The organism is Kitasatospora sp. NBC_01246 (assembly GCF_036226505.1).
Lineage (GTDB): Bacteria > Actinomycetota > Actinomycetes > Streptomycetales > Streptomycetaceae > Kitasatospora.
Window position 1 is genome coordinate 6,543,441 of the sequence record NZ_CP108484.1, and the last position, 23,110, is coordinate 6,566,550.

The 23,110-nt window shown below is 69.2% G+C and carries 14 protein-coding genes, 1 tRNA gene, 3 rRNA genes, 1 pseudogene and 1 riboswitch; of the genes and pseudogenes, 13 read left to right on the forward strand and 6 right to left on the reverse strand.

Annotated features, from left to right (window positions below; translation table 11 throughout):
• Positions 1 to 44 precede the first annotated feature (44 nt).
• Entirely contained in the window at positions 45 to 956 is a 912-nt protein-coding gene (locus OG618_RS27780; protein WP_329490275.1) for a SigB/SigF/SigG family RNA polymerase sigma factor, read from the reverse strand.
• Between the two features lie 1,152 nt (positions 957 to 2,108).
• On the opposite strand from OG618_RS27780, the gene OG618_RS27785 reads away from it, so the two are divergent.
• A complete protein-coding gene (locus tag OG618_RS27785) occupies positions 2,109 to 2,750 on the forward strand; it encodes an HAD family acid phosphatase (protein ID WP_329490276.1) in 642 nt (213 codons plus the stop codon).
• A 184-nt stretch (positions 2,751 to 2,934) separates the two neighbouring features.
• Here OG618_RS27785 and OG618_RS27790 read toward each other — a convergent pair.
• The 3 genes from OG618_RS27790 to OG618_RS27800 form a co-directional block, all read right to left on the reverse strand.
• Positions 2,935 to 3,008: transfer RNA gene (locus tag OG618_RS27790), tRNA-Ile, on the reverse strand.
• 260 nt (positions 3,009 to 3,268) lie between these two features.
• The gene (locus OG618_RS27795) at positions 3,269 to 3,871 is read right to left on the reverse strand and encodes an isochorismatase family protein (protein WP_329490277.1); all 603 of its coding nucleotides are present in this window, start codon (positions 3,869 to 3,871) and stop codon (positions 3,269 to 3,271) included.
• 286 nt (positions 3,872 to 4,157) lie between these two features.
• Entirely contained in the window at positions 4,158 to 5,141 is a 984-nt protein-coding gene (locus tag OG618_RS27800; protein WP_329490278.1) for a GlxA family transcriptional regulator, read from the reverse strand.
• Between the two features lie 822 nt (positions 5,142 to 5,963).
• On the opposite strand from OG618_RS27800, the gene OG618_RS27805 reads away from it, so the two are divergent.
• From OG618_RS27805 to OG618_RS27820, 4 genes and pseudogenes are all read left to right on the forward strand, one after another.
• Positions 5,964 to 7,487: ribosomal RNA gene (locus tag OG618_RS27805) — 16S ribosomal RNA — on the forward strand.
• A 282-nt stretch (positions 7,488 to 7,769) separates the two neighbouring features.
• A 23S ribosomal RNA gene (locus OG618_RS27810) occupies positions 7,770 to 10,890 on the forward strand.
• 85 nt (positions 10,891 to 10,975) lie between these two features.
• Positions 10,976 to 11,092 (forward strand): 5S ribosomal RNA (gene rrf, locus OG618_RS27815).
• Together the 16S, 23S and 5S rRNA genes form the textbook arrangement of a ribosomal RNA operon.
• A 237-nt stretch (positions 11,093 to 11,329) precedes the next feature.
• A riboswitch (cobalamin riboswitch) is annotated at positions 11,330 to 11,453 on the forward strand.
• A 13-nt stretch (positions 11,454 to 11,466) separates the two neighbouring features.
• Positions 11,467 to 12,244, forward strand: a pseudogene (locus tag OG618_RS27820) (NAD(P)-binding domain-containing protein); the annotation flags it as partial.
• Positions 12,245 to 12,572: 328 nt separating this feature from the next.
• Here OG618_RS27820 and OG618_RS27825 read toward each other — a convergent pair.
• Both OG618_RS27825 and OG618_RS27830 read right to left on the reverse strand, forming a co-directional pair.
• A complete protein-coding gene (locus OG618_RS27825) occupies positions 12,573 to 13,805 on the reverse strand; it encodes an acyl-CoA dehydrogenase family protein (RefSeq protein WP_329490279.1) in 1,233 nt (410 codons plus the stop codon).
• Between the two features lie 19 nt (positions 13,806 to 13,824).
• Entirely contained in the window at positions 13,825 to 15,003 is a 1,179-nt protein-coding gene (locus OG618_RS27830; RefSeq protein WP_329490280.1) for an acyl-CoA dehydrogenase family protein, read from the reverse strand.
• Positions 15,004 to 15,523: 520 nt separating this feature from the next.
• On the opposite strand from OG618_RS27830, the gene OG618_RS27835 reads away from it, so the two are divergent.
• The 8 genes from OG618_RS27835 to OG618_RS27870 all read left to right on the forward strand — a co-directional run bounded on the left by OG618_RS27835 (position 15,524) and on the right by OG618_RS27870 (position 23,095).
• Positions 15,524 to 16,684: an isopropylmalate synthase gene (locus OG618_RS27835; protein ID WP_329490282.1), complete on the forward strand. Its 1,161-nt coding sequence runs from the start codon at positions 15,524 to 15,526 to the stop codon at positions 16,682 to 16,684.
• 73 nt (positions 16,685 to 16,757) lie between these two features.
• The gene (locus tag OG618_RS27840) at positions 16,758 to 16,943 is read left to right on the forward strand and encodes a lysine biosynthesis protein LysW (RefSeq protein ID WP_329490283.1); all 186 of its coding nucleotides are present in this window, start codon (positions 16,758 to 16,760) and stop codon (positions 16,941 to 16,943) included.
• Positions 16,944 to 16,947: 4 nt separating this feature from the next.
• The gene (locus OG618_RS27845; RefSeq protein WP_329490284.1) at positions 16,948 to 17,799 is read left to right on the forward strand and encodes an ATP-grasp domain-containing protein; all 852 of its coding nucleotides are present in this window, start codon (positions 16,948 to 16,950) and stop codon (positions 17,797 to 17,799) included.
• The gene (gene argC, locus OG618_RS27850; protein WP_329490285.1) at positions 17,796 to 18,851 is read left to right on the forward strand and encodes an N-acetyl-gamma-glutamyl-phosphate reductase; all 1,056 of its coding nucleotides are present in this window, start codon (positions 17,796 to 17,798) and stop codon (positions 18,849 to 18,851) included. Before OG618_RS27845 ends, argC begins: the two co-directional genes overlap by 4 nt.
• Positions 18,848 to 19,651 carry an amino acid kinase family protein gene (locus OG618_RS27855; protein WP_329490286.1) on the forward strand — a complete coding sequence of 268 codons (804 nt, stop codon included), beginning with the start codon at positions 18,848 to 18,850 and terminating at the stop codon, positions 19,649 to 19,651. Before argC ends, OG618_RS27855 begins: the two co-directional genes overlap by 4 nt.
• Before the next feature lie 12 nt (positions 19,652 to 19,663).
• On the forward strand, positions 19,664 to 20,227 hold the full coding sequence (locus OG618_RS27860) for a type 1 glutamine amidotransferase (RefSeq protein WP_329490287.1): 564 nt from the start codon (positions 19,664 to 19,666) through the stop codon (positions 20,225 to 20,227).
• A 106-nt stretch (positions 20,228 to 20,333) separates the two neighbouring features.
• Positions 20,334 to 21,449: a Glu/Leu/Phe/Val dehydrogenase dimerization domain-containing protein gene (locus OG618_RS27865; protein WP_329490288.1), complete on the forward strand. Its 1,116-nt coding sequence runs from the start codon at positions 20,334 to 20,336 to the stop codon at positions 21,447 to 21,449.
• Positions 21,446 to 23,095, forward strand: a complete 1,650-nt coding sequence (locus OG618_RS27870) for an AMP-binding protein (RefSeq protein ID WP_329490289.1) — start codon at positions 21,446 to 21,448, stop codon at positions 23,093 to 23,095. The genes OG618_RS27865 and OG618_RS27870 overlap by 4 nt, the downstream gene beginning before the upstream one ends.
• The last annotated feature ends 15 nt before the right edge of the window (positions 23,096 to 23,110 follow it).

Consider the following 23,110-nt stretch of genomic DNA (forward strand, 5'->3'; position numbering starts at 1 on the left):
CACGAGGGGCGGGCCGCCTCGACGCCTGGCGGCGCCGGCCCGGATCAGTCCGGGTGGGGCTCGTGCGGGAGGTCGTCCCAGCCGGGGGCGTCCTGGTCGTCGAGCTGCTCGCGCAGCCGGGCCAGGGTGGTGGTGAGCAGCCGGGAGACGTGCATCTGGGAGACGCCGATGCGTTCGGCGATCTCGGACTGGGTGCAGCCGTCCCAGAACCGGAGCTTCAGGACGGTCTGTTCACGGGCGGGCAGCTGGGCCAGCAGCGGCCGGACGGCGGTGCGGAAGTCGGCGAGTTCGATGCCGGGGTCGCAGATGCCGATGCGGTCCAGGATGGCGCTGCCGGTCTCGTCGGTGTCCTGGTCGCGCGGGGCGTCGAGGGAGTCCGGCCGGTACACGCGGCCGGCGACGAGCCCCTCGGTGGCCTGGTCCACGGTGAGGTGGAGGTCCTCGGCGATCTCCTCGGGCTGGGGGAGGCGGCCGAGCCGCTGTTCGAGGCGGTCGGAGCCGCGGGCGACGGTGAGGTAGAGCTCCTGCATGCTGCGCGGTACGCGCACGGGCCAGGAGGTGTCGCGGAAGAAGCGCTTGATCTCGCCCGCGATGGTGGGGATCGCGTAGGTGACGAACTCGACGCCGCGGCCGGGATCGTAGCCGTCGACGGCCTTGATCAGGCCGATGGTGCCGACCTGCAGGATGTCGTCCATGTCCTCGGCGCGGTGCCGGAAGCGGGCGGCGATGAAGCGCACCAGCGGCATGTTCAGCTCGATGACGGTGCCGCGCACGTAGCTGTAGGCGTGCGACTCCCGGGGCAGCGCGATCAGGCGGTCGAAGAGCGCGTCGCTCAGTTCGCGGGCCTCGGTCTTGCCCATCGAGCGCAACTCGGCCTCGGTCGGCCGGGGTGGCAGGTCGGCCGGCAGGCCGGGGGGCACGGGGGCTCGGGGAACGTTCTCCAGGGTGGTGGACACGTGTATCTCCAGGGCATCGGGTGAACGCCCGGCGGCGGCGCGTGACGTGCGCCGACCCCGGGTCTCTTTCCCTCCGGGACCGGTGGCCGGATTCGGCCGGAGGTCCCGGTGGCACCCGGCAGGGTGCGGAGCGGCGTAGGCCGGGCGAACGCCGCACGGGTGTTCTACCCGACATACGACACCTGATTCACGTTTTGCGCGATTTATATCGTTCTATCCGATTCACCCCTTTCGGGGGCCCGGTGGCCCGCACGGTCGAGACCGTCCGCCCCCGGCCGCCCGCGGGCCCGCCCTCGGCCGCCTACCGGCCCGAGACCCGCCGTCTATGGGGCCGAGACCCGCCGCCGCCGATCGGAGGCGGCCCGGAGAAGTACGGTCGCGAGCGCCCCGTCCAGCGCGGCCCTCCGGCGCGTCCTCGGCCACCTCGCCGCCGACTCCTTCGACGAGCGCTTCGAGTACGGCCTCACCGCGATCCTCGGCGGCGCTCCGGGCCGGCGGTGACGGGCGCGCCGACGGTCGCGCCGACGGGTCGTCCGAGGCCGGCGACGGCGCCCGGGCGCCCGGTGGTGAGGGCCCCGTAGGGTCCGGCGGTGACGGCCCCGGCGTCCGGTGGTCTCGGCCCCGCAGCGTCCGGTGGCGGCGCGTCGTACGAGGCCGGATCGTGCGGCGTGCCGTCGGGGTCCGGAGTCCCGCCGATGGATGTTCGCCCGCCCGCCGGTTCTCTGTTACCCGCGGGTATTGGCTCGCCCCGTCGGCTGGTGTACGTTCTCGCCCGGGCGGAACGACTGCCCCGGGTTCAGGGACCTTCCGGTGGACCGCGCCTGACGCCCCCTCATGGGACGCCGGGCCCGGCCGCGCGGGGCGACCCGGCTGTACTGACCCGGTCGGCGGCGACTTCGGCCCCCTCCCGACCGGCTCCCGCCGGACGGAAGGCGCTCGGCCCCCCGGTGGCGACTCCTGCCGACAGCCGGCCGTTCGGCATGCCCTCGACCCTCCGTCGACCGGCGCCCGCGGCGGCCCCGTCGAGCGAGGACCTCGTCCGAGGGAGGCCCGCTCCGCCCGGCCACAACGTCGTCGCGACTCGCGCCACCGACCGACCCCCACCGCCGCGCCGACCGACGACCCCCACAGACGAAAGGCCACCTCCCCGATATGAGCATCAAGGCACGGCTCGTTGCCGCAGCGGCCCTCACGGCCGCGATCACCGCCGGTCTCGCCACCCCGGCGGTCGCGGCCCCGAAGGCCCCGGCGGCCCCGGTTGCTCCGGTCAAGGCCCCGGCCGTCGCCGCCGCCGCGAGCAGCGGTGCGGTGACCGAGGCGCAGTGGCTGGCCGACGTCGGCGCCGCGATCGCGCCCGCCCGCGCGTACGTCGAGCAGCGCACGGCGTCGCCCACCGGCGAGAAGCCCGCGATCGTGTTCGACATCGACAACACCACGCTCGCCACGCACTTCCACCCGTTCGCGATGTCGGGCATCGCGCCGGTCGTGGAGCTGGCGCAGTACGCCCACAGCCGGGGGGTCGCGATCATCTTCGTCACCGCGCGGGTGGACTTCATCGACCCGATCACCCGGCACAGCCTGGCCGCGGCCGGTTACACCGTGGACGAGCTGCACGGGCGCGACCTGTGTGACCTGTTCAAGCCGGTCCAGCAGTACAAGACGGACGAGCGGGTCGAGGTCGAGAACGAGGGCTACACGATCATCGCCAGCGTCGGCAACAACTGGACCGACCTGGACGGCGGCCACGCCGAGCGCACCTTCAAGCTGCCGGACTACAACGGCCTGCTCTCCTGACCCACCCCGCCGGGCGGTCGCCCCACGCCGTCCGGCGGACCGACACCGCCCGGGGCGGGTGGGCACGCCGAGCCCCGGGCGGGACGCGGACGCGGTGCCCGGGGCGGGAGGCCGTGCCCGGGGAGAGGCAGCGCGACGGGCAAAGAAGAACCCCCGGACGACAGACGTCCGGGGGTTCCAGCGGTGGGCCTAACAGGACTTGAACCTGTGGCCTCTTCCTTATCAGGGAAGCGCTCTAACCGTCTGAGCTATAGGCCCGCGCTGATGTTGCCCGCCAACATTAGCAGAGCTCGGACCGAGCCCCGACCGGGTTAACCCCGGCCCCGGCCGGCCCCCGGATGGGCCCGGCGCCCGGCCGACTCCGCCGTGGGCCGTCGCGGCAGCACGGTGGTGGCCGGGCCGACGCCGCGCAGCTGTGTGGACCCGGGGCGGCCCCGGCCCCTGTCCCGACCCCCGAGCGAAACAGGGGCGCTGCCGACCGTCGGCCCGGCGGGCCTGGGGTCGGCAGCGCCGACGTGTCAGCCGGCGAGCTGGTTGACGGTGGGGACCACGATGCCGAAGAGGTCGGTGATCGTGGTCAGGCTCGCCGCCTGCAGTCCGGCGGCGGGCACGGGGCCGCCCTCGGGCGCGGCCAGCGAGCGGGTGGCGGTCGCCTCGGCGACGACGGTGGGCCGGTAGCCGAGGTTGAACGCCCCCTGAGCGGTGAAGGTGACGCACATGTGGGTCATGAACCCGGCCAGCACCAGGTCGAGTCCGGAGCCCAGGTCGCGCAGTGTCTTCTCCAGCTCCGTCTGGTGGAAGGCGTTGGGGAACTGCTTGACGACGACCGGCTCGCCGTCGATCGGTGCCACCTCGGGGCTGATCGCACCGATCTCGGCGCGGATGTCATAAGGGGTGCCCTCGCCGCCGTCGTTGACGATGTGGACGACCGGCGTGCCGGCCGCGCGGGCGGCGGCGAGCAGACGGGCCCCGGCGGCCAGGGCGGGCTCGACGCCGTCGAGCGCCATCACGCCACCGCGGTAGGTGTTCTGGAAGTCGATCATGATCAGGGTGCTCTCGCCGAGGCGCGGCGGCGTGTTGTCGAGGCCGATGACGTCACGCAGGGTGGTGGAGGCAGACATGGCTGGGGTGTCCTTTCGGGCGGATGACGGATTCGGTCGGAAGCCGGACCGGAAGGTGCGACGCCGGACCGGAACGGGGTGGACGTGAGAAGGGGTGGACAAGGGCGGATTCGGGCGGCCCGTATCCGTGCCGGTGCCGGGAATCAGGCATGGCGGAGCCTCGGCCGCGACGACTCGCGTGCCGCGGTGGCCGGGTGAGGGAGCGGTCAGGGCGTCCGGTGATCCCGACGCAGGGGCGACGAGACCGGTGCGACCAGGACGCCGGTGCGATCAGGACGTGGTGCGATCAGGACGTGGTGCGGAAACGGCGACGGTAGGAGGCCGGGGTGGTGCTGATCTGCTTGCGGAAGGCGCGGTGCAGCGTTTCCACCGAGCCCATCCCGATGCCCGCCGCGATCTGCTCCAGTGGTTGGTCAGTGGTCTCCAGCAGGCGGCGGGCCGCCTCGACCCGGGCCGCCTCCACGTAGGCGGCCGGGCTGGTGCCGGTCTCCTGGCGGAAGACCCGGGCGAAATGGCGCTCGCTCAGGCACATCCGCGCGGCCAGGACGGGGGCCGACAGGTCCTCGTCGAGATGCTCGGTGATGAAGACGCGCAACTCGTCGATGTCCCTGCGGGCCGGGGCGGGCCGGCTCAGCGGCACGCTGAACTGGCTCTGGCCGCCCTGCCGCCGCAGATACATCACCAGCTGGCGGGCCACGGCCAGGGCCAGGTCCTCGCCGTGGTCCTCGGCGACCAGCGCGAGCGCCAGATCCATGCAGGTGCTGATGCCCGCGCCGGTCCACACCCGGCCCGAGCGGACGAAGATCGGGTCGGCGTCGACCCTGACCTTCGGGTGGTCGGCGGCGAGCTGGGCCGCGGTCGACCAGTGGGTGGTCGCCCGCCGCCCGTCCAACAGCCCGGCGGCCGCCAGCAGATGCGCTCCCACGCACACCGAGGCGATCCGCCGTGCGTGCGGTGCCGTCTCCCTCACCCACTCCACGACGGCCTCGTCGACCCGGGCCACCGGACCGTCGGGGCGCAGCTCCACCGCGCCGGGCACCAGCAGCGTGTCCACTGCGGCGCCCACTTCGGAGAAGGAGAGGTCCGCGACCAGGCGGACCCCGGCCGAGGTGACGACCGGCCCGCTGTCGGGGCCGGCCAGCCGGATCTCGTAGCCCGCCCGGCCGCCGGTCTCCCGGTTGGCCAGGGCGAAGACCTCGGCCGGACCGGTGACGTCGAGCAGGTCGACATCGGGGAAGACCGCGATGACGACACGGTGTGGAGTGGGCATGCATCCATCGTCACGGCAGCACCCGGACGACTGCAATGACGGCGATCTGTCACATCCGGCCATCGGGCGTCCGGGCCGCCGACGTCATTCCGGGGGCTCTCCAGGGCTCTGGCAGGCTCTGGCGGGCGGACCGCCGAGCCCCCGGTCTGGGCCGGCCGGGGAGGTTTGCCTCTGCCGCCAGGGGCGGGTAGTGTTTCCTAGTCGCTCGGCTGGGAGCACCGGACACGCAATCGCGCGGACGGTCCCGGGGCGGCCAATCCTCTTGTTCACACCTCTCTTCCCGGCTGGGTCGCCTTTCAGTGCGTCTCCGCTCGAATTGTTGTGCGTGTTTAAGTCGGTTGCGGTCGGATTCGCTTTGTGAAGCGCGGTTCGGCTAGAGTTCAACACGTCGGAGAGGCCCCCGGGTCGATAATCCGACAACCTCCGGAAAGCCGGAAGCGCGGAAAGACGAAGCAGAGCGATCTGCTAGAGTCGGAAGCGCCGAAAGGCCGAAGGAAAGCAAATCAGGTGAACGAAGCGCCGGTAAACGGAGCGGAAAACATCTGGTAAGCTGGAAACACGAAAGAACGAAGCGCCCGGAGGGCCCGCTGGAAGGCGGTCCGAAGGAAGTGTCCGTTCCTTGAGAACTCAACAGCGTGCCAAAAGTCAACGCCAGATATGTTGACATCCCCGGCCTTGGTCCTTGCGATCGGGGTTGGAGATTCCTTTATGAAGTAAACACTAGCGAGGACGCAGTGCGCGGGGCCGCCCTATTCCGGTGGTTGCCGTGCCGCTCGACGCGAGTGCAGCCCGCGCTCTTCATTGAGCACAGTCGGGAAGACATTCACGGAGAGTTTGATCCTGGCTCAGGACGAACGCTGGCGGCGTGCTTAACACATGCAAGTCGAACGGTGAAGCCCTTCGGGGTGGATCAGTGGCGAACGGGTGAGTAACACGTGGGCAATCTGCCCTGCACTCTGGGACAAGCCCTGGAAACGGGGTCTAATACCGGATATGACCTTCCTCCGCATGGGGGTGGGTGTAAAGCTCCGGCGGTGCAGGATGAGCCCGCGGCCTATCAGCTTGTTGGTGGGGTAATGGCCTACCAAGGCGACGACGGGTAGCCGGCCTGAGAGGGCGACCGGCCACACTGGGACTGAGACACGGCCCAGACTCCTACGGGAGGCAGCAGTGGGGAATATTGCACAATGGGCGAAAGCCTGATGCAGCGACGCCGCGTGAGGGATGACGGCCTTCGGGTTGTAAACCTCTTTCAGCAGGGAAGAAGCGCAAGTGACGGTACCTGCAGAAGAAGCACCGGCTAACTACGTGCCAGCAGCCGCGGTAATACGTAGGGTGCGAGCGTTGTCCGGAATTATTGGGCGTAAAGAGCTCGTAGGCGGCCTGTCGCGTCGGATGTGAAAGCCCGGGGCTCAACCCCGGGTCTGCATTCGATACGGGCAGGCTAGAGTGTGGTAGGGGAGATCGGAATTCCTGGTGTAGCGGTGAAATGCGCAGATATCAGGAGGAACACCGGTGGCGAAGGCGGATCTCTGGGCCATTACTGACGCTGAGGAGCGAAAGCGTGGGGAGCGAACAGGATTAGATACCCTGGTAGTCCACGCCGTAAACGTTGGGAACTAGGTGTTGGCGACATTCCACGTCGTCGGTGCCGCAGCTAACGCATTAAGTTCCCCGCCTGGGGAGTACGGCCGCAAGGCTAAAACTCAAAGGAATTGACGGGGGCCCGCACAAGCAGCGGAGCATGTGGCTTAATTCGACGCAACGCGAAGAACCTTACCAAGGCTTGACATATACCGGAAACGGCTAGAGATAGTCGCCCCCTTGTGGTCGGTATACAGGTGGTGCATGGTTGTCGTCAGCTCGTGTCGTGAGATGTTGGGTTAAGTCCCGCAACGAGCGCAACCCTTGTTCTGTGTTGCCAGCATGCCTTTCGGGGTGATGGGGACTCACAGGAGACTGCCGGGGTCAACTCGGAGGAAGGTGGGGACGACGTCAAATCATCATGCCCCTTATGTCTTGGGCTGCACACGTGCTACAATGGTCGGTACAAAGGGCTGCGATGCCGCGAGGCGGAGCGAATCCCAAAAAGCCGGCCTCAGTTCGGATTGGGGTCTGCAACTCGACCCCATGAAGTTGGAGTTGCTAGTAATCGCAGATCAGCATGCTGCGGTGAATACGTTCCCGGGCCTTGTACACACCGCCCGTCACGTCACGAAAGTCGGTAACACCCGAAGCCGGTGGCCTAACCCGTAAGGGGAGGAGCCGTCGAAGGTGGGACCAGCGATTGGGACGAAGTCGTAACAAGGTAGCCGTACCGGAAGGTGCGGCTGGATCACCTCCTTTCTAAGGAGCACATGGCCGCTTGCAGGCGAATGTTCTGCACGGTCGCTCATGGGTGGAACGTTGACTATTCGGCACGTAGTGAGAGCACTTGCTAGTACTGCCTTCGGGCGTGGAACGCTGGTTGTGATTACTCCGTGTCGGGCACGTTGTTGGGTCCTGAGGGAACGGCCGTAAGGCTGTTGCTTCAGAGATGCCGGTCTCACTTGAGGCAGCCTGTAGGGGTTGTCGATGGTGGGTGACTGGTCGTTGTTTGAGAACTGCACAGTGGACGCGAGCATCTGTGGCCAAGTTTTTAAGGGCGCACGGTGGATGCCTTGGCACCAGGAACCGATGAAGGACGTGGGAGGCCACGATAGTCCCCGGGGAGCCGTCAACCAGGCTTTGATCCGGGGGTTTCCGAATGGGGAAACCCGGCAGTCGTCATGGGCTGTCACCCATACCTGAACACATAGGGTATGTGGAGGGAACGCGGGGAAGTGAAACATCTCAGTACCCGCAGGAAGAGAAAACAACCGTGATTCCGGGAGTAGTGGCGAGCGAAACCGGATGAGGCTAAACCGCGATGGTGTGAGACCCGGCAGGGGTTGCCATCGCGGGGTCGTGGGATTCTTCTTGATCGGTCTGCCGGCCGGTCGACGAGTCAGAAACCGTATGGGTAGTCGAAGGACATGCGAAAGGTCCGGCGTAGAGGGTAAGACCCCCGTAGACGAAATCTGTACGGCTCGTTTGGAGAACACCCAAGTAGCACGGGGCCCGAGAAATCCCGTGTGAATCTGGCGGGACCACCCGCTAAGCCTAAATATTCCCTGGTGACCGATAGCGGATAGTACCGTGAGGGAATGGTGAAAAGTACCGCGGGAGCGGAGTGAAATAGTACCTGAAACCGTGTGCCTACAAGCCGTGGGAGCGTCGTTCATCAGCTTGCTGATGGGCCGTGACTGCGTGCCTTTTGAAGAATGAGCCTGCGAGTTTGCGGTGTGTAGCGAGGTTAACCCGTGTGGGGTAGCCGTAGCGAAAGCGAGTCCGAATAGGGCGTTTGAGTTGCATGCCCAAGACCCGAAGCGGAGTGATCTAGCCATGGGCAGGTTGAAGCGGAGGTAAGACTTCGTGGAGGACCGAACCCACCAGGGTTGAAAACCTGGGGGATGACCTGTGGTTAGGGGTGAAAGGCCAATCAAACTCCGTGATAGCTGGTTCTCCCCGAAATGCATTTAGGTGCAGCGTCACGTGTTTCTTGCCGGAGGTAGAGCACTGGATAGGCGATGGGCCTCACCGGGTTACTGACCTTAGCCAAACTCCGAATGCCGGTAAGTGAGAGCGTGGCAGTGAGACTGTGGGGGATAAGCTCCATGGTCGAGAGGGAAACAGCCCAGAACACCGACTAAGGTCCCTAAGCGTGTGCTAAGTGGGAAAGGATGTGGAGTCGCAGAGACAACCAGGAGGTTGGCTTAGAAGCAGCCACCCTTGAAAGAGTGCGTAATAGCTCACTGGTCAAGTGATTCCGCGCCGACAATGTAGCGGGGCTCAAGCACATCACCGAAGTCGTGTCATTGCAGCATATAGGGCCAACGCCTGCTGTGATGGGTAGGGGAGCGTCGTGTGCCGGGTGAAGCGGCGGTGGAAACCAGTTGTGGACGGTACACGAGTGAGAATGCAGGCATGAGTAGCGATACAAGAGTGAGAAACTCTTGCGCCGATTGACCAAGGGTTCCTGGGTCAAGCTGATCTGCCCAGGGTAAGTCGGGACCTAAGGCGAGGCCGACAGGCGTAGTCGATGGACAACGGGTTGATATTCCCGTACCCGCTTTGAAGCGCCAACGTCGAACCAGGTGATGCTAAAGCCGTGAAGCCGGCCCGGAGTCTTCGGACAAAGGGACGTGGTGGAGCCGCTGATCCAAGTCTGTAGTAGGTGAGCGATGGGGTGACGCAGGAAGGTAGTCCAGCCCGGGCGGTGGTTGTCCCGGGGTAAGGGTGTAGGCCGAGTGATAGGCAAATCCGTCACTCATTAAGGCTGAGACCTGATGCCGAGCCGATTGTGGTGAAGTGGATGATCCTATGCTGTCGAGAAAAGCCTCTAGCGAGTTTCATGGCGGCCCGTACCCCAAACCGACTCAGGTGGTCAGGTAGAGAATACCGAGGCGTTCGGGTGAACTATGGTTAAGGAACTCGGCAAAATGCCCCCGTAACTTCGGGAGAAGGGGGGCCATTCCTGGTGATGAGTCTTGCACTCTGAGCTGGGGGTGGCCGCAGAGACCAGCGAGAAGCGACTGTTTACTAAAAACACAGGTCCGTGCGAAGCCGTAAGGCGATGTATACGGACTGACGCCTGCCCGGTGCTGGAACGTTAAGGGGACCGGTTAGCTTGGATTCGTCCGGGCGAAGCTGAGAACTTAAGCGCCAGTAAACGGCGGTGGTAACTATAACCATCCTAAGGTAGCGAAATTCCTTGTCGGGTAAGTTCCGACCTGCACGAATGGCGTAACGACTTCTCGACTGTCTCAACCATAGGCCCGGTGAAATTGCATTACGAGTAAAGATGCTCGTTTCGCGCAGCAGGACGGAAAGACCCCGGGACCTTTACTATAGCTTGATATTGGTGTTCGGTTCGGCTTGTGTAGGATAGGTGGGAGACTTTGAAGCAGCAACGCCAGTTGTTGTGGAGTCGTCGTTGAAATACCACTCTGGTCGTGCTGGATGTCTAACCTGGGTCCGTGATCCGGATCAGGGACAGTGTCTGGTGGGTAGTTTAACTGGGGCGGTTGCCTCCTAAAGAGTAACGGAGGCGCCCAAAGGTTCCCTCAGCCTGGTTGGCAATCAGGTGTTGAGTGTAAGTGCACAAGGGAGCTTGACTGTGAGACTGACGGGTCGAGCAGGGACGAAAGTCGGGACTAGTGATCCGGCGGTGGCTTGTGGAAGCGCCGTCGCTCAACGGATAAAAGGTACCCCGGGGATAACAGGCTGATCTTCCCCAAGAGTCCATATCGACGGGATGGTTTGGCACCTCGATGTCGGCTCGTCGCATCCTGGGGCTGGAGTAGGTCCCAAGGGTTGGGCTGTTCGCCCATTAAAGCGGTACGCGAGCTGGGTTTAGAACGTCGTGAGACAGTTCGGTCCCTATCCGCTGTGCGCGTAGGAGTGTTGAGAAGGGCTGTCCCTAGTACGAGAGGACCGGGACGGACGAACCTCTGGTGTGCCAGTTGTCCTGCCAAGGGCATGGCTGGTTGGCTACGTTCGGGAGGGATAACCGCTGAAAGCATCTAAGCGGGAAGCCTGCTTCGAGATGAGCACTCCCACCTCCTTGAGAGGGTAAGGCTCCCAGTAGACGACTGGGTTGATAGGCCGGATATGGAAGCCTCGTAAGGGGTGGAGTTGACCGGTACTAATAGGCCGAGGGCTTGTCCTCAGTTGCTCGCGTCCACTGTGTTGTTCTGAAACAACGACCCCCATGACATGGCCTGTCGTGGGTGCGGTGATAAGTTTCATAGTGTTTCGGTGGTCATAGCGTGAGGGAAACGCCCGGTTACATTCCGAACCCGGAAGCTAAGCCTCACAGCGCCGATGGTACTGCAGGGGGGACCCTGTGGGAGAGTAGGACGCCGCCGAACAATCATTCCAAAGAACCCCCCGGTCCGTAAGGATCGGGGGGTTCTTTGCGTTTCCGGAGAAAGACGCCACCAGCCAGGTGCCGACGCGGCCGGCCCAACTGCGGCCTCCCCCCGGGCTCGACCACGGAGCGTCACAGCAGGAGGTCCGTCGCCCGTAGGGCTGCCCGGACCGGCGCGGCGGCACCCTGGAACTACTAGGACGCCCGACTAAATGGTCGTGAACAAGGCCCGCAGTGCAGGGAAGCCGGTGTGAATCCGGCACGGTCCCGCCACTGTGACCGGGGAGTGCGTTGTCGCAGTGCCAGTCACTGGTGCCCAGCCGGGAAGACCGGGCGGCGCGCAGTGATCCGGGAGCAGGCCTGTGATGATCCGTGGCGGAGACGGCCGGTTTCGTCGCGGCGGCCTCGGCGGCCTTGGCGGTGCGCGACGCCGAGGTGGTGGTCACCGTGCTACCGGCCGGCCACCACCTGCTGGCGGCCTACGCGGACCTGCTGCCCGCCGCCCGCCCGGGCACGCTCTTCGTCGACTGCTCCACCGTCGACGTGGGCGATGCCCGGTCCGCCCACGAGCTCGCGGACGGCCCGGGCACCGGGCGATCGGCGCGCCGGTCTCCGGCGGCGTGCCCGGCGCGACCGCCGGGAGCCTCAACTTCATGGTGGGCGCCGCGGCGGCGGACCTCGCCGCCGCCGGACCGGTGCCGCCGGCGATGGGCGCCAAGGTCGTGCACTGCGGCCCCTCGGGCGCCGGGCAGGCTGCGAAGATCTGCAACGACATGATCCTCGGGATCTCGATGATCGCGGTCAGCGAGGCGTGCGTGCTGGGGAGAGCCTCGGACTCAGCCACCAGGCGCTGTTCGACGTCGCCTAGACCGCCTCCGGCCAGTGTGGGGCGCTGACCGGCAACTGCCCCGTCCCCGGCCCGGTGCCGGCCAGCCCCGCCAACCGTGACGACCGGGCCGGCTTCGCCGCCGCGTTGATGGCCAAGGAGCTCGGACTGGCCGCCGGAGCGGTCAAGGCCGCCGGCCTGTCGGTGGAACTCGGCCTGAGGGCAGCGGAGTTGTATGCGGACTTCGCCGCCGCCGAGGGTGCGGGGCTGGACTTCTCGGCCATCATCACGACCCTCCGGGAGGGGGGCGAGCAGACCCGTCGGTGAATACCGGCCGACCGGCCGGGGCCGCCTCGCGAATGGCCCCGGCCGGTCGGCCCCGGGAAATGCCCGGGAGTGCCGGGAAGCCGACCGGCGGGTCGGCCCGGAATCCCGCCACCGGTTCGAGCCACGTATTCCCCTCACGGATACCCGGCACGGATACCCGGCACTACGCCGGAGGAATGTACCCGTGGTGTTGCCGGAGATGAATTCGCCGTGACGAATTCCGGTCCGCCGGGAATTCGACCGGCCGGCCGGTCCCGGTATCCGGGGGTTCTTCCGGCCCGCCGCGGGCCGGGCCGGAAGAACCCCTGGGTGGTGCCGGACCGCGGAGCTACGCGGGAACGGCCCCGGCGGGCCGGGTGAGGCCGTCGAAGCCCGCCGGATCGGTACCGAGACCGGCCGGTGCCACCCAGTCGAACGGCCGGTAGACCGCCGGGCCCAGGCCCAGGCTCTCGGCGACCGTCTCCCGCAGCCGGTTCGAGGTGAACCCGCCGATGACGTTCATCTGGGCGTCCCGGTAGAGGCGCTCCACCTCGTGGCCCCGGGTGACGCCGGCCGCGCCGTGGATCTGCACGGCGCGGGCGGCGACCTCGACGGCCATCTCGGTGGCGTAGATCTTGAGCATGGCGATCGCCTCCCGGGCCGACCGGCCGGCGGCGAGCTCGGTCACCGCCCGGCGGGCCAGCACCCGGGCGGCGTCGATCTGGGCCCGGGATTCGGCGAGCTGGGTCTGCACGCCCTCCATGTGCGCCAGGGGCCGCCCGAAGGAGACCCGCTCACCCGCGTACCGGACCGAGGCGTCCAGTGCGGACTCGGCGATGGCGATGGCCGAGACGGAGATCAGCAGCCAGCCCCAGGCCATCAGTTCGGCCAGCTCACCGGCCAGTTCGCCGAACGGCACGGGCACCACGTCGGCCTCGGAGACGGTGGCCTCGGTGAAGACGATGCCGCCCCAGGGCATGCCGCGCAGGCCCATCCGCGGCGTCTCGTAGCGGCGGACGCCGGGCTGGTTCAGGTCCACGAAGGCGAGGCACCAGTCGTGGCCCTCGTCGCCGGGGGCCTTCTGCCGGCGGGCGAGTGTGACGGCCACGTCCGCGTCCGGCGCATTGGTGATCTTGGCCTTCTCGCCGTTGATGACGAACCCCTCGCCGGGGGCTCCGGCCGGCCGGACCGTGGTGGTGTAGGTCCCGGCGTCGCTGCCCGCGGGCGGTTCCACGATGGCGAAGCAGGCCAGCTTCTCGCCGGAGATCAGCGGCTTCAGCAGCCGGTCGTACTCGCTAGGCCGGCTGTAGCGGGAGATCAGCTTGCCGCACAGCAGGCCGGACACCGTGGCGGTCCAGTAACTGCCCGGGCAGGCGCGGGCGAGCGCCTCCATGGCCGCCAGCTGGGTGAGGCCGTCGGCGCCGCTGCCGCCCGAGGACTCCGGGTGGAACAGCCGCAGGTAGCCGCTGTCGATGATCTCCGTCCAGTTCGGCGAAGGCATCCGGCCCGCCGCGTCGGTCTCGGCGGCTCGGGAGGCGGTGCCCGGGAAGCTGAGGACGGTGCCGTGTGGTGTGTCGGTCATGTCGGTATCGGTCCTCACGTCAGCCGAGCCCGAGCAGGGACGCGGCGATCACCGGGCGCAGCACCTCGGTGCCGCCCCCGGTCTCGGCGAAGAACAGGGCGTCGCGGTGGGCCCGCGCGATCAGGTGGTCGCTGGTCAGCGCGAGCGGGCCGGACAGGCGCGCGGCCCCCTCGGCCACCGTCCGCGCGGCGGCGGCCACGAAGAGCCGCGCGGTGGCGGCGTCCTGGCGGGTGGGCCGGCCGCCGGAGTCGAACTGTCCGGCGGCCCGGTAGAGCAGTCCGGAGGCCAGCTCGCAGCGGGTGGCGAGGTCGGCCAGGGTGAACCGGGCGGACTGGGCGTGCACGAGGGGCCGGCCGAAGACCCGGCGCTCGCCGACGCCGTCGACGGCGTCCCGGACCAGGGCCCGCATGACGCCGAGCCAGGGCGCGCTGGAGAAGACCCAGTCGAGCGAGGCCAGCAGCGGCTCCACCTCGGTCCCGGCGCCGCCGACGCTGCCCAGCACCGCGTCGTCCGGGACGTGGCAGCCGTCCAGCACGAGGCGTCCCCAGGCGCAGGTGCGCATGGCGGCCGGCGCCGACTCGGTGATCAGCAGTCCGGGGGTGGAGCGGTCCAGGACGAAGGCCGTCCGGCCGCCGCCGTCGTGCGTGGCGACGACCAGGAAGTGGTGGGCCACCGGGCCGCCGGCGACGAGGTCCAGCTCGCCCGTGAGCACCCAGCCGCCGAGCCCCGGGGTGCCGGGGCGGGCGGTGACGGTCGGGGCGAGGGCGGCGCCCTGGGTCTGCCGCAGGGACACCGCGCCGATCCAGTCACCGGATGCCATCAGGGGCAGGTAGCGCTCGCGCTGGCGGGGGCTGCCGAAGGCGCGCAGTGGCACGGTGGCGAGCACCGCGTGGACGCCGACGGCGAGGGCGAGGCCCGGGTCGCGGGCGCCTTCGCCGAGGCCTTCGAGGAGGGCACAGGTCTGGGTGGCGCTGAGGCCGCCGCCGCCGAGGGCGCGCGGGACCAGCGGTCCGGCGAGGCCGGGGCCGGGCCGGGCGCCGGCCAGTTCGGCGAAGAGGGCCGGGTCCCAGCGGTGGTCGCGGTCCCGCTCGGCCGCGGTCGGCCGCGCGACGCGCTCGGCCAGCTCGCGGGCCGCGGCGGCCGACGACGGATCGCCGGACCCCTGAGGGGCGGGCTTGAGTTCCAGTGGAACAACCATCGGAAGTTCTCTCCTTTCTACGGGCGGTGCTCAGTTCGGTAAGTGGTCGCTTCCCCCGGCACTGCGGGGTGCGTGCGCACGGTTCGACCGGTCCGTTCTCACGTGTCCATGGCTCCGTTCTCGGGTGGAGGGGGGTGCGGCGGTACGGGGCGGCACACCGTCGGGGGCGCTCGAACGACTCGCGGGGCAATGCCGCCGGCCTCCCGCCGCTCGGCGCGGATTTCGCGCGCCTATTCAGCGATACAGGTGCCCTCGGAGGCTGTCCAGGAAATTGTCGGCATGCCGACGAGAAGTCCGCACAGCTCACCGTCCATGACGTTCCATCACAGTCCTTGACAAGCTCCTGACATTGGCAGTGTTGTCCCTTCACAGCGCGATCGACCACCATATTCGTCGAGCGCACTGCGCATCGTCGCTCTTTCGGCCCTGCTCCATTCGTACATGCCGCATCGCGAGAATTCAGGCCGGAGCCGAGGTCAGCGCGAATGGGAACCCGGCTCCGGAAAAGGAGGGAACGCACATGGCACCAGCAGAGCACCTGAAGGAAGACGTGCCCCCGCAGGGGCTGCCCCACCTGTCCGACGCGACCTTGCGGGACTCCGCGCACATGGCAGGCGTCGAGTTCGGCCCCAAGGACGCCGCCCACATCGCCGACCTCCTGGTCCGCACCGGCGTCGAGCTGGTCGAGGTCGGGATGATCTCCGGCCCGTCGACCAAGGACGCCGACCTCATCCTCGCCACCCACGAGTCGGTGGGCCCGGAGCGCTCGCTGAGCCTGGTCGTGGTGCGGGACCGCCAGCAGGTGGTCACGGCGCTGGACGAGGCCAAGCGGCTCGGCGTGCGGTCCGTGATGTTCTCGATCCCGACCTCGGAGCAGCACGCGGCCCTCAAGCTGAGCTCCTCCAGCACCAAGTACCTGATCGCGGTGGCCCGGGCGGCGATCGTCGCGGCCAAGGAGCGCGGCTTCCACGTCACCTTCAGCGGTGAGGACGGTGCCCGCACGCCCAGGGAGCGGCTCGTCCCCTACGTCGAGGCGGGCTTCGCGGCCGGCGCCGACCGGTTCCGGCTGGCGGAGACCGTCGCCTACCTGTCGCCGTGGCAGATGGAGCGTCAGATCCGCAGCATCACCGAGATCGACGGCTCCGAGATCGAGATCCACTCGCACAACATGCTGGGCATGGCGGTCGCCAACTCGCTGGCCGCCTACCGCGCCGGGGCGAAGTGGATCTCCGCGACGGCCGGCGGCATCGGGGAGCGCGGCGGCAACGCCCCGCTGGCCGAGCTGCTCACCTCGCTGCGGGTGGTCTACGGCGACACCCGCTTCGACCTGAGCCACCTCACCGAGCTCACCAACGCCGCGCTGCGCGGCGCCCGGCTCGGCGACGCCTTCCAGTCCGGCCCCACGGCCCCGCACGCCTTCGCCTACGAGCTGCCCGGCCAGCTGACCCACCCCGAGGCCTACGAGACGCTGGCCCCGGAGATCGTCGGGAACTCCCGCGAGCTGCGGGTGCGCACCCGGCTGACCACACCGCTGGTCACCTGGGCGCTCGACGAGCTGGCCGAGTCGGTCGACGTCGCCGCCTTCACCTCCTGGCTGACCGTCCGTCAGGAGCGCGACGAACGCGACCTGCTGGACCGCGACGCGATCCGCAAGGCGGCCGTCGAGTTCCAGTCCGTCTGACCGGTCCCACCCCGGTCCGGCTTTCCACCACCACCGGATCCACATCCACCAGAGAACGACTACGGAGATGACAATGTCTGCTGGCACGTTGACCGGTCTGTGCCCCGAATGCGAGACCGATCTGACCACCCCGCCGATGGTGCAGGGCGAGACCATCGCCTGCCCCGAGTGCATGCTGACGCTCCGGGTGGAGGACGTCGTGGAGGGCCGGCTCAGCCTCCAGATGGTCGAGGTGCAGCTTCGCGATTGGGGTCAGTAAGCCCATGGAGCGAACTGTCGCCATCGTCGCCGACCGGGTCGGCTGGGAAGAGCGCCGGCTGATCGACGCGGCCGCGGGCCTGGGCCTGAGCGTCGAGTGGGTCAACGACGAGTCCCTCGCCCTGGGTGACCAGGAGTCGGCCTCGCTCGGGGGCTACGCCGCCGTGCTCGTCCGCAGCCGCAGCTACACGCGGGGCGGTCTGATCGCCACCGTCGCGGAGGCGGCCCGGATCCCCACCCTGAACACCGTCTCGGCCATCCAGGCCTGCGAGAACAAGCTGACGCTGCGCGCCCAGCTGCGTGCCGCCGGCGTGCCGGTGCCCGACTTCCGGCTCGTGCTGTCCCGCCGGGACTTCGAGAAGGCCCTGGCCGAACTGCCGCCGCCGGTCGTGCTGAAGCCGGTCTTCGGCGGCATGGGCAAGCGGGTCACCCTGCTGCGGGACGCGGACTCCGCGCACTCGGTCTACGACTACGTCGAGGACCTCGGGCACGGCTTCGAGCAGGCCTCGCTGATCGAGCCCTACCTGGCCGGCGGATCCTCATTGCGCTGCTTCGTGGTCGGCCGCGAGCTGGTCGCCATCGCCGAGTTCCACAGCGCGGGGACGGACTGGCGCAGCAACGCGGCGCTGGGCAACCGCAACCGCGCCGTCGACCTCGACCCCGAGGTGCAGAAGATCGTCGACGGGGTGCTGGACGTCCTCGGCGAGGGCATCTTCGGCATCGACCTCTTCGCGACGCCCGACGGCTACGTGGTCAACGAGGTCAACCACGCACCGGCCTTCCGGGCGGTCGCCTCGGCCACCGGGGTGGACATCGCCACGGCCATCGGCCGCTACGTACGGGAGGAGATCGGATGATCCGGGTCGGCATCATCGGGGCCTCCGGGCTCGCCGGCGGTGAACTGATCAGGCTGATCACCCAGCACCCCGAGCTGGAGCTGACCTTCCTCGGCGGCAACGCCAGCGCGGGGCGCCGCCCGGCCGAGCTCCACCCGGGCCTGCGGCTGGACCTCGGGCTGACCATCGAACCGGTCGGCACGGACCTCAGCGGCCGGTGCGACGTCGTCCTGCTCGCCACGCCCGCGACCGCCTCGGCGGAGCTGGCGGCGCGGCTGGCCGACGAGGTGCCCTGTGTCATCGACCTCAGCGGCGCCTTCCGGATCCAGACGCCGGCGCTGCACGACCGGTGGTACCCGGACGTGCACCGTGCCGACGGCCTGGCGGACCGGTTCGTCTACGGCGTCCCGGAGCTGGTCGGCGACCAGCTGCCCGGCGCCGCGCTGATCTCGCTGCCGGGCTGCTTCGCCACCGCGATCACCCTCGGGCTCGCCCCGCTGGTGATCGGCCTCGGCCTCAACCTGAGGACCGTGGTGGTGGACGGCAAGACCGGCTCCAGCGGCGGCGGCCTGTCCCTGCGGACGGCCGACCTGCACCCGCTGCGCAACGGCGCCATCGCGCCGTACGCACCGGCGGGGCACCGGCACGCGGCGGAGGTCAAGGACTTCCTGGAGCGCAGCAAGCCGGGCGGGATCGACTCGCTCAGCATGTCGGCGTACGGGGTGTCGCACGTGCGCGGCCTGATGGCCAGCACCTACGTCTTCACCGACGACGAGGTGGACGCGCGCAGCCTGCACCGCGCGTACCTGCGCTTCTACAAGCAGCGCCCGTTCGTGCGGGTCCGCCGGCACAACGAGACGCTGATCCCGGTGCCGGACCCGCAGGCCGTGCTGGGTTCGAACTTCTGCGACGTGTCGGTCCTGCACGACGAGGAGGCCGGGCGGATCGTCGTCCTGGCGGCGCTGGACAACATGGTCAAGGGCGCGGCGGGCCAGGCGATCCAGGCCCTCAACCTGCGCTTCGGCCTGCCCGAGGAGACCGGGCTGACCCAGCAGCCGGTGATGCCGGCATGACCGGGACGGCAGCCACCGACACCCCGACCGTCGTCAAGCTCGGCGGCAGCACGGTCGACGACCTCGCCGGCACCTGGTGGGACGACCTGGCCCGGTTCGGCCGGGACCGCCCGCTGGTCCTCGTGCACGGCTGGTCCAAGCCGCTGAAGAACCTCAGCCCCCGCTACCACGAGCCCTCGGCGATCCTGCGCGACCGGTACGGCAACCAGAGCCGGTGGACGACGCCCGAGGTCATCGAGGACATCAAGACCGTCAGTGCCGAGCTCGCCGAGGACGTCCTGCGACGCCTGGAGCAGCGCGGCATCACCGCCGAGCGGGTGCTCGGCAGCGACGGCCTGGTGACCGCCGGCGAGGGTGAGCGCTGGTGGTGGAAGGAGAAGCAGCTCGTCGAGCTGGAGAACCTCGTCGGCCCGATCACCGGGGTGGACCCGGCGGTGCTGAAGAACCTCAAGGCCGGCCACGCCTACCTCGTCACCCCGCTCGCGCGGGACGCGGCGGGCCGGGAGGTCAACACCGACGGCGACCGGGCCGCTGCCGCCGTCGCCGGCGGCATCGGGGCCGAACAGCTGGTCCTGGTCACCGATGTCGCGCACCTGCTGATCGACGATCAGCCGGTGCGCCGGATCACGGCGGAGGCCGCGGCCCGGTTCCGGGACAAGGGCGCCACCGGCGGCATGCGCAAGAAGCTGCGCGCCGCGGGGGAGGCCCTGGACCGGGGAGTGGACCGTGTCGTCATCGGCAGCGCACCCGTGACGGACCTGATCGCCGAGCGCACCGGAACCGTCATCACACGAGCGTGAGGAGCAGGGTACGTGGCGAAATCCCGTGTGCTAGTCGTCAACAACGGAACGCTGTCGCTGAAGCAGCTCCGCGGCCGCTTCGAGGAGCTGGGTTCGGAGACGGACGTCGTCCGAGCCGAGGAGGTGCCCGCCGACCTCGGTGGCCGCTACCAGGCGATCGTGCTGAGCGGTACCAAGGTGCGGGCCTATGACAGCGACTTCTACCGGCCGCTGATCGACCTCGTGACCCATGCCGACGTCCCGGTCTTCGGGATCTGCGGCGGCATGCAGATCATCGCCGTCGCGGCCGGCGGCCGGCTCGCCGAGGGGCCGCAGCGGGTGGGCGGCTACGAGGTGCAGGTCGACAAGGAGGAGCCGCTCTTCACCCATGTGAAGCCGACCGTGACGGTGTTCCACCGGCACACCCTCTACCTCCAGGAGGCGCCCGAGGGCTTCCGCTCGATCGGCCGCTCGGAGCACGCCCCGGTGGAGTTCATCCGCTCCGAGGACGGGCGGATCCACGGGGCCCAGGCACATCTGGAGTTCCGCGCCGACGGTCTGGAGATTCTGCGAGGCTTCGCACAGCTCTACCAGTGACGATCCGTCAGCAGGCGCGTACGGCCGAGCCGTCCGCGGCGGCCGGCGCGCCTGGCTGACGGACCGTCACACCATGAACCCATCTAGGTACCGAAGGAATGCGCACATGACTGTGGAAGAGACCCAGGCGCCGGCATTCGCCGTTCACCTCAACGGCAGCGGTGGTGCGATCAAGGGCTGGGTGGTCGTCGACTCCCTCGTCGACGGCCTGGCCATGGGCGGCACCCGGATGACCACCGGGGTCACCGAGGAGGAAGTGGCGGGCCTGGCCCGCGACATGACCGACAAGTTCACCCTCGCCGGGCTGCGCATCGGCGGCGCCAAGGCCGGCATCGTCTCCGACGGCACCGACCGCGAGGAGACCTTCCGGACCTTCGGCCGGACGGTGAAGCCGCTGCTGCACGGCGGCATCCACCTCGGCATCGACATGGGCGTCACCCCCGCGGACCGGGCGGTGTTCTTCGCGGAGGCCGGTTACGACCCGCGCTTCCGGCTGGGTGCCCCGGACATGCCGATCGACTGGCGCACCTACTACGAGCCGCTGATCGACTGCACCGGGCACGGTGTGGGGGTGGCCGCGGTCACCGCGCTGGAGGCCAGTGGCCGCACCGGGTCGGCCCGGGTCGTGGTGCAGGGCTTCGGTGCGGTGGGCCGTGCCGTCGCCCGGTTCCTGGAGGACCGCGGCCACACCGTGGTGGGCGTCGCCGACGTCCAGGGCACCATCAGCGCGGACCGGCTGCCGGTGGCCGACCTGGTCGCCATCACCGACGAGTTCGGCCGGATCGACCGCTCCCGCCTGCCGCAGGGCGTCACCCAGTCCGGCGAGCCGGACGCCTGGCTCGACGTCGACGCCGACCTGCTGATCCTGGCGGCGCAGAAGCACGCCATCAACGCCGACAACGCGCACCGGCTGCGCTCGCGCCTGGTGGTGGAGGGCGGCAACCTCGCCTCCAGCGCCGAGGGCAAGGCCAAGGTGCTGGCCGCGGGCGCCACCGTCGTCCCCGGCGTGATCGCCAACATCGGGGGCGCCGGCTCGGCGGCCCTCGCCGTCACCCGGGTCGTGCCGTTCCACCTGGAGGCGGAGGCCCGCAAGGCCTGGGTCTTCGACTGGGTCGGCGACCGGGTGCGGCAGAACACCCGCGACCTGCTGGAGATCGCCGCCGCCCGCGCCGGCGACCCGCTGCCCGAGCTGCTCGCCGCCCGCCGCAAGGAGCGCGGATGACCGCCGGCCCGTCCGTCGGCCCGGACCAGGCCCCGCCCCGGGGCAGCGCGGCCGAGTACCTGCGGCGCGGCTGGTGGCGCGAGGAGACCTTCCTCGACGACCTGCGCCGCCAGGCCCGGCTGCGGCCGCGCAAGCTCGCCGTCGCGGCCCGCCGGATCGGCGAGGCGCGCACGGACACCCTGGACTACTCCGAACTGGCGGTGCTGACCGACCGCTTCGCCCTGGCGCTGGTGGAACTCGGCGTCGAGCGCGGCGATTTCGTCGCCGTCCAGCTCCCCAACCGGTGGGAGACGGTGCCGCTGCTGTTCGCCTGCATCCGGGTCGGCGCGGTCATCTGCCCGATCGACCCGGTCTGCCAGGAGGAGGAGCTGCGGCACCGCCTGGAGCTCACCGGCGCCCGGGTCTGCATCACCGTCCCGGAGTGGAACGGCTACCCGCTGGCCGCCCACCTCACCGCGCTGAAGGCCGAACTTCCGCTGGAGCACGTGGTGGTGGTCGGCGGCCGGGACGCCGGGACGCTCTCCTTCGACGAGCACTTCGTCGGCGTCCCGTGGGAGGAGCAGCGCGCGGGCGAGCTGGACGGGCGCGAACTCACGCCCGACGAGCCGTTCGTGGTGCTCTTCACCTCGGGCACCACCGGGGTGTCCAAGGGCGTGCTGCACAGCCAGAACACCATCTACGCGGCCGTCCGGGGCTACGCCGACACCTTCCTGCTCGACGACAGCCTGGTCGCGGCCGTCACCACCCCGCTCGTCCACTACTCCGGCTTCGGCCAGGGCATCCTGACCGGCGTCATGCTCGGCGCCACCGTCGCCTTCCAGGACGTCCGGCGCAACTCCGCCCTGCTCGACCTGGTCGAGCGCTACGGCGCCACGCTGGTCTACGGTCCGCCGTCCACCCTGGCCGACATCGCCAGGTCCCAGCGGGAGGACCCGCGCGACGTCTCCACCCTGCGCCACGCCGTCACCGGCTCCGCGCCGGTGCTCCAGGAGCTGGTGGACGAGGTGCGCGAGACCCTCGGGGCCCGGACCTACTCGGTGTGGGGGATGTCCGAGTTCGGGCCGGTCACCATCACCCGGCTCGACTACAACCCGGACTGGGCGGCCAGCAGCAACGGCGGGCCGATCGACTCCATGGAGCTGCGCGTCGACGACCGCGACGACCCGGGCAAGCGCGCCCCGGTCGGCCGGCTGCGGGTGCGCGGCGCGGCGCAGGCCCTCGGGTACTACAAGCGCGAGGACGTGTTCGCCGCCGAGTTCAACGCCGAGGGCTGGTTCGACACCGGGGACTACGCGCGCGACGACGGCCGCGGCGGCATCCGCATCCTCGGCCGGGCCAAGGACGCCCTGATCCGCGACGACACCGTCGTCCCGATGACGGAACTCGAAGCGATCATCTCCCGGCACCCCGAGGTGACCGAGACCGCGCTGGTCGGGACCACCGGGCGCAGCGACGACCCGATCCTCGCGGTGGTCGTCACCGCCGGCGCGCAGCCGGGGCTGGAGGAGATCCACGCCGTGCTGCGCGAGGCCGGCCAGGACCCGCGCTTCTTCCCGGAGCGCGTGGTGGTCGTCGACGCCCTGCCGAAGACGCTCACCGGCAAGGTCCGCAAGGCCGAGTTGCGCCGCCGCTACGGCGGGCAGTGACCCACGCCGGATCGC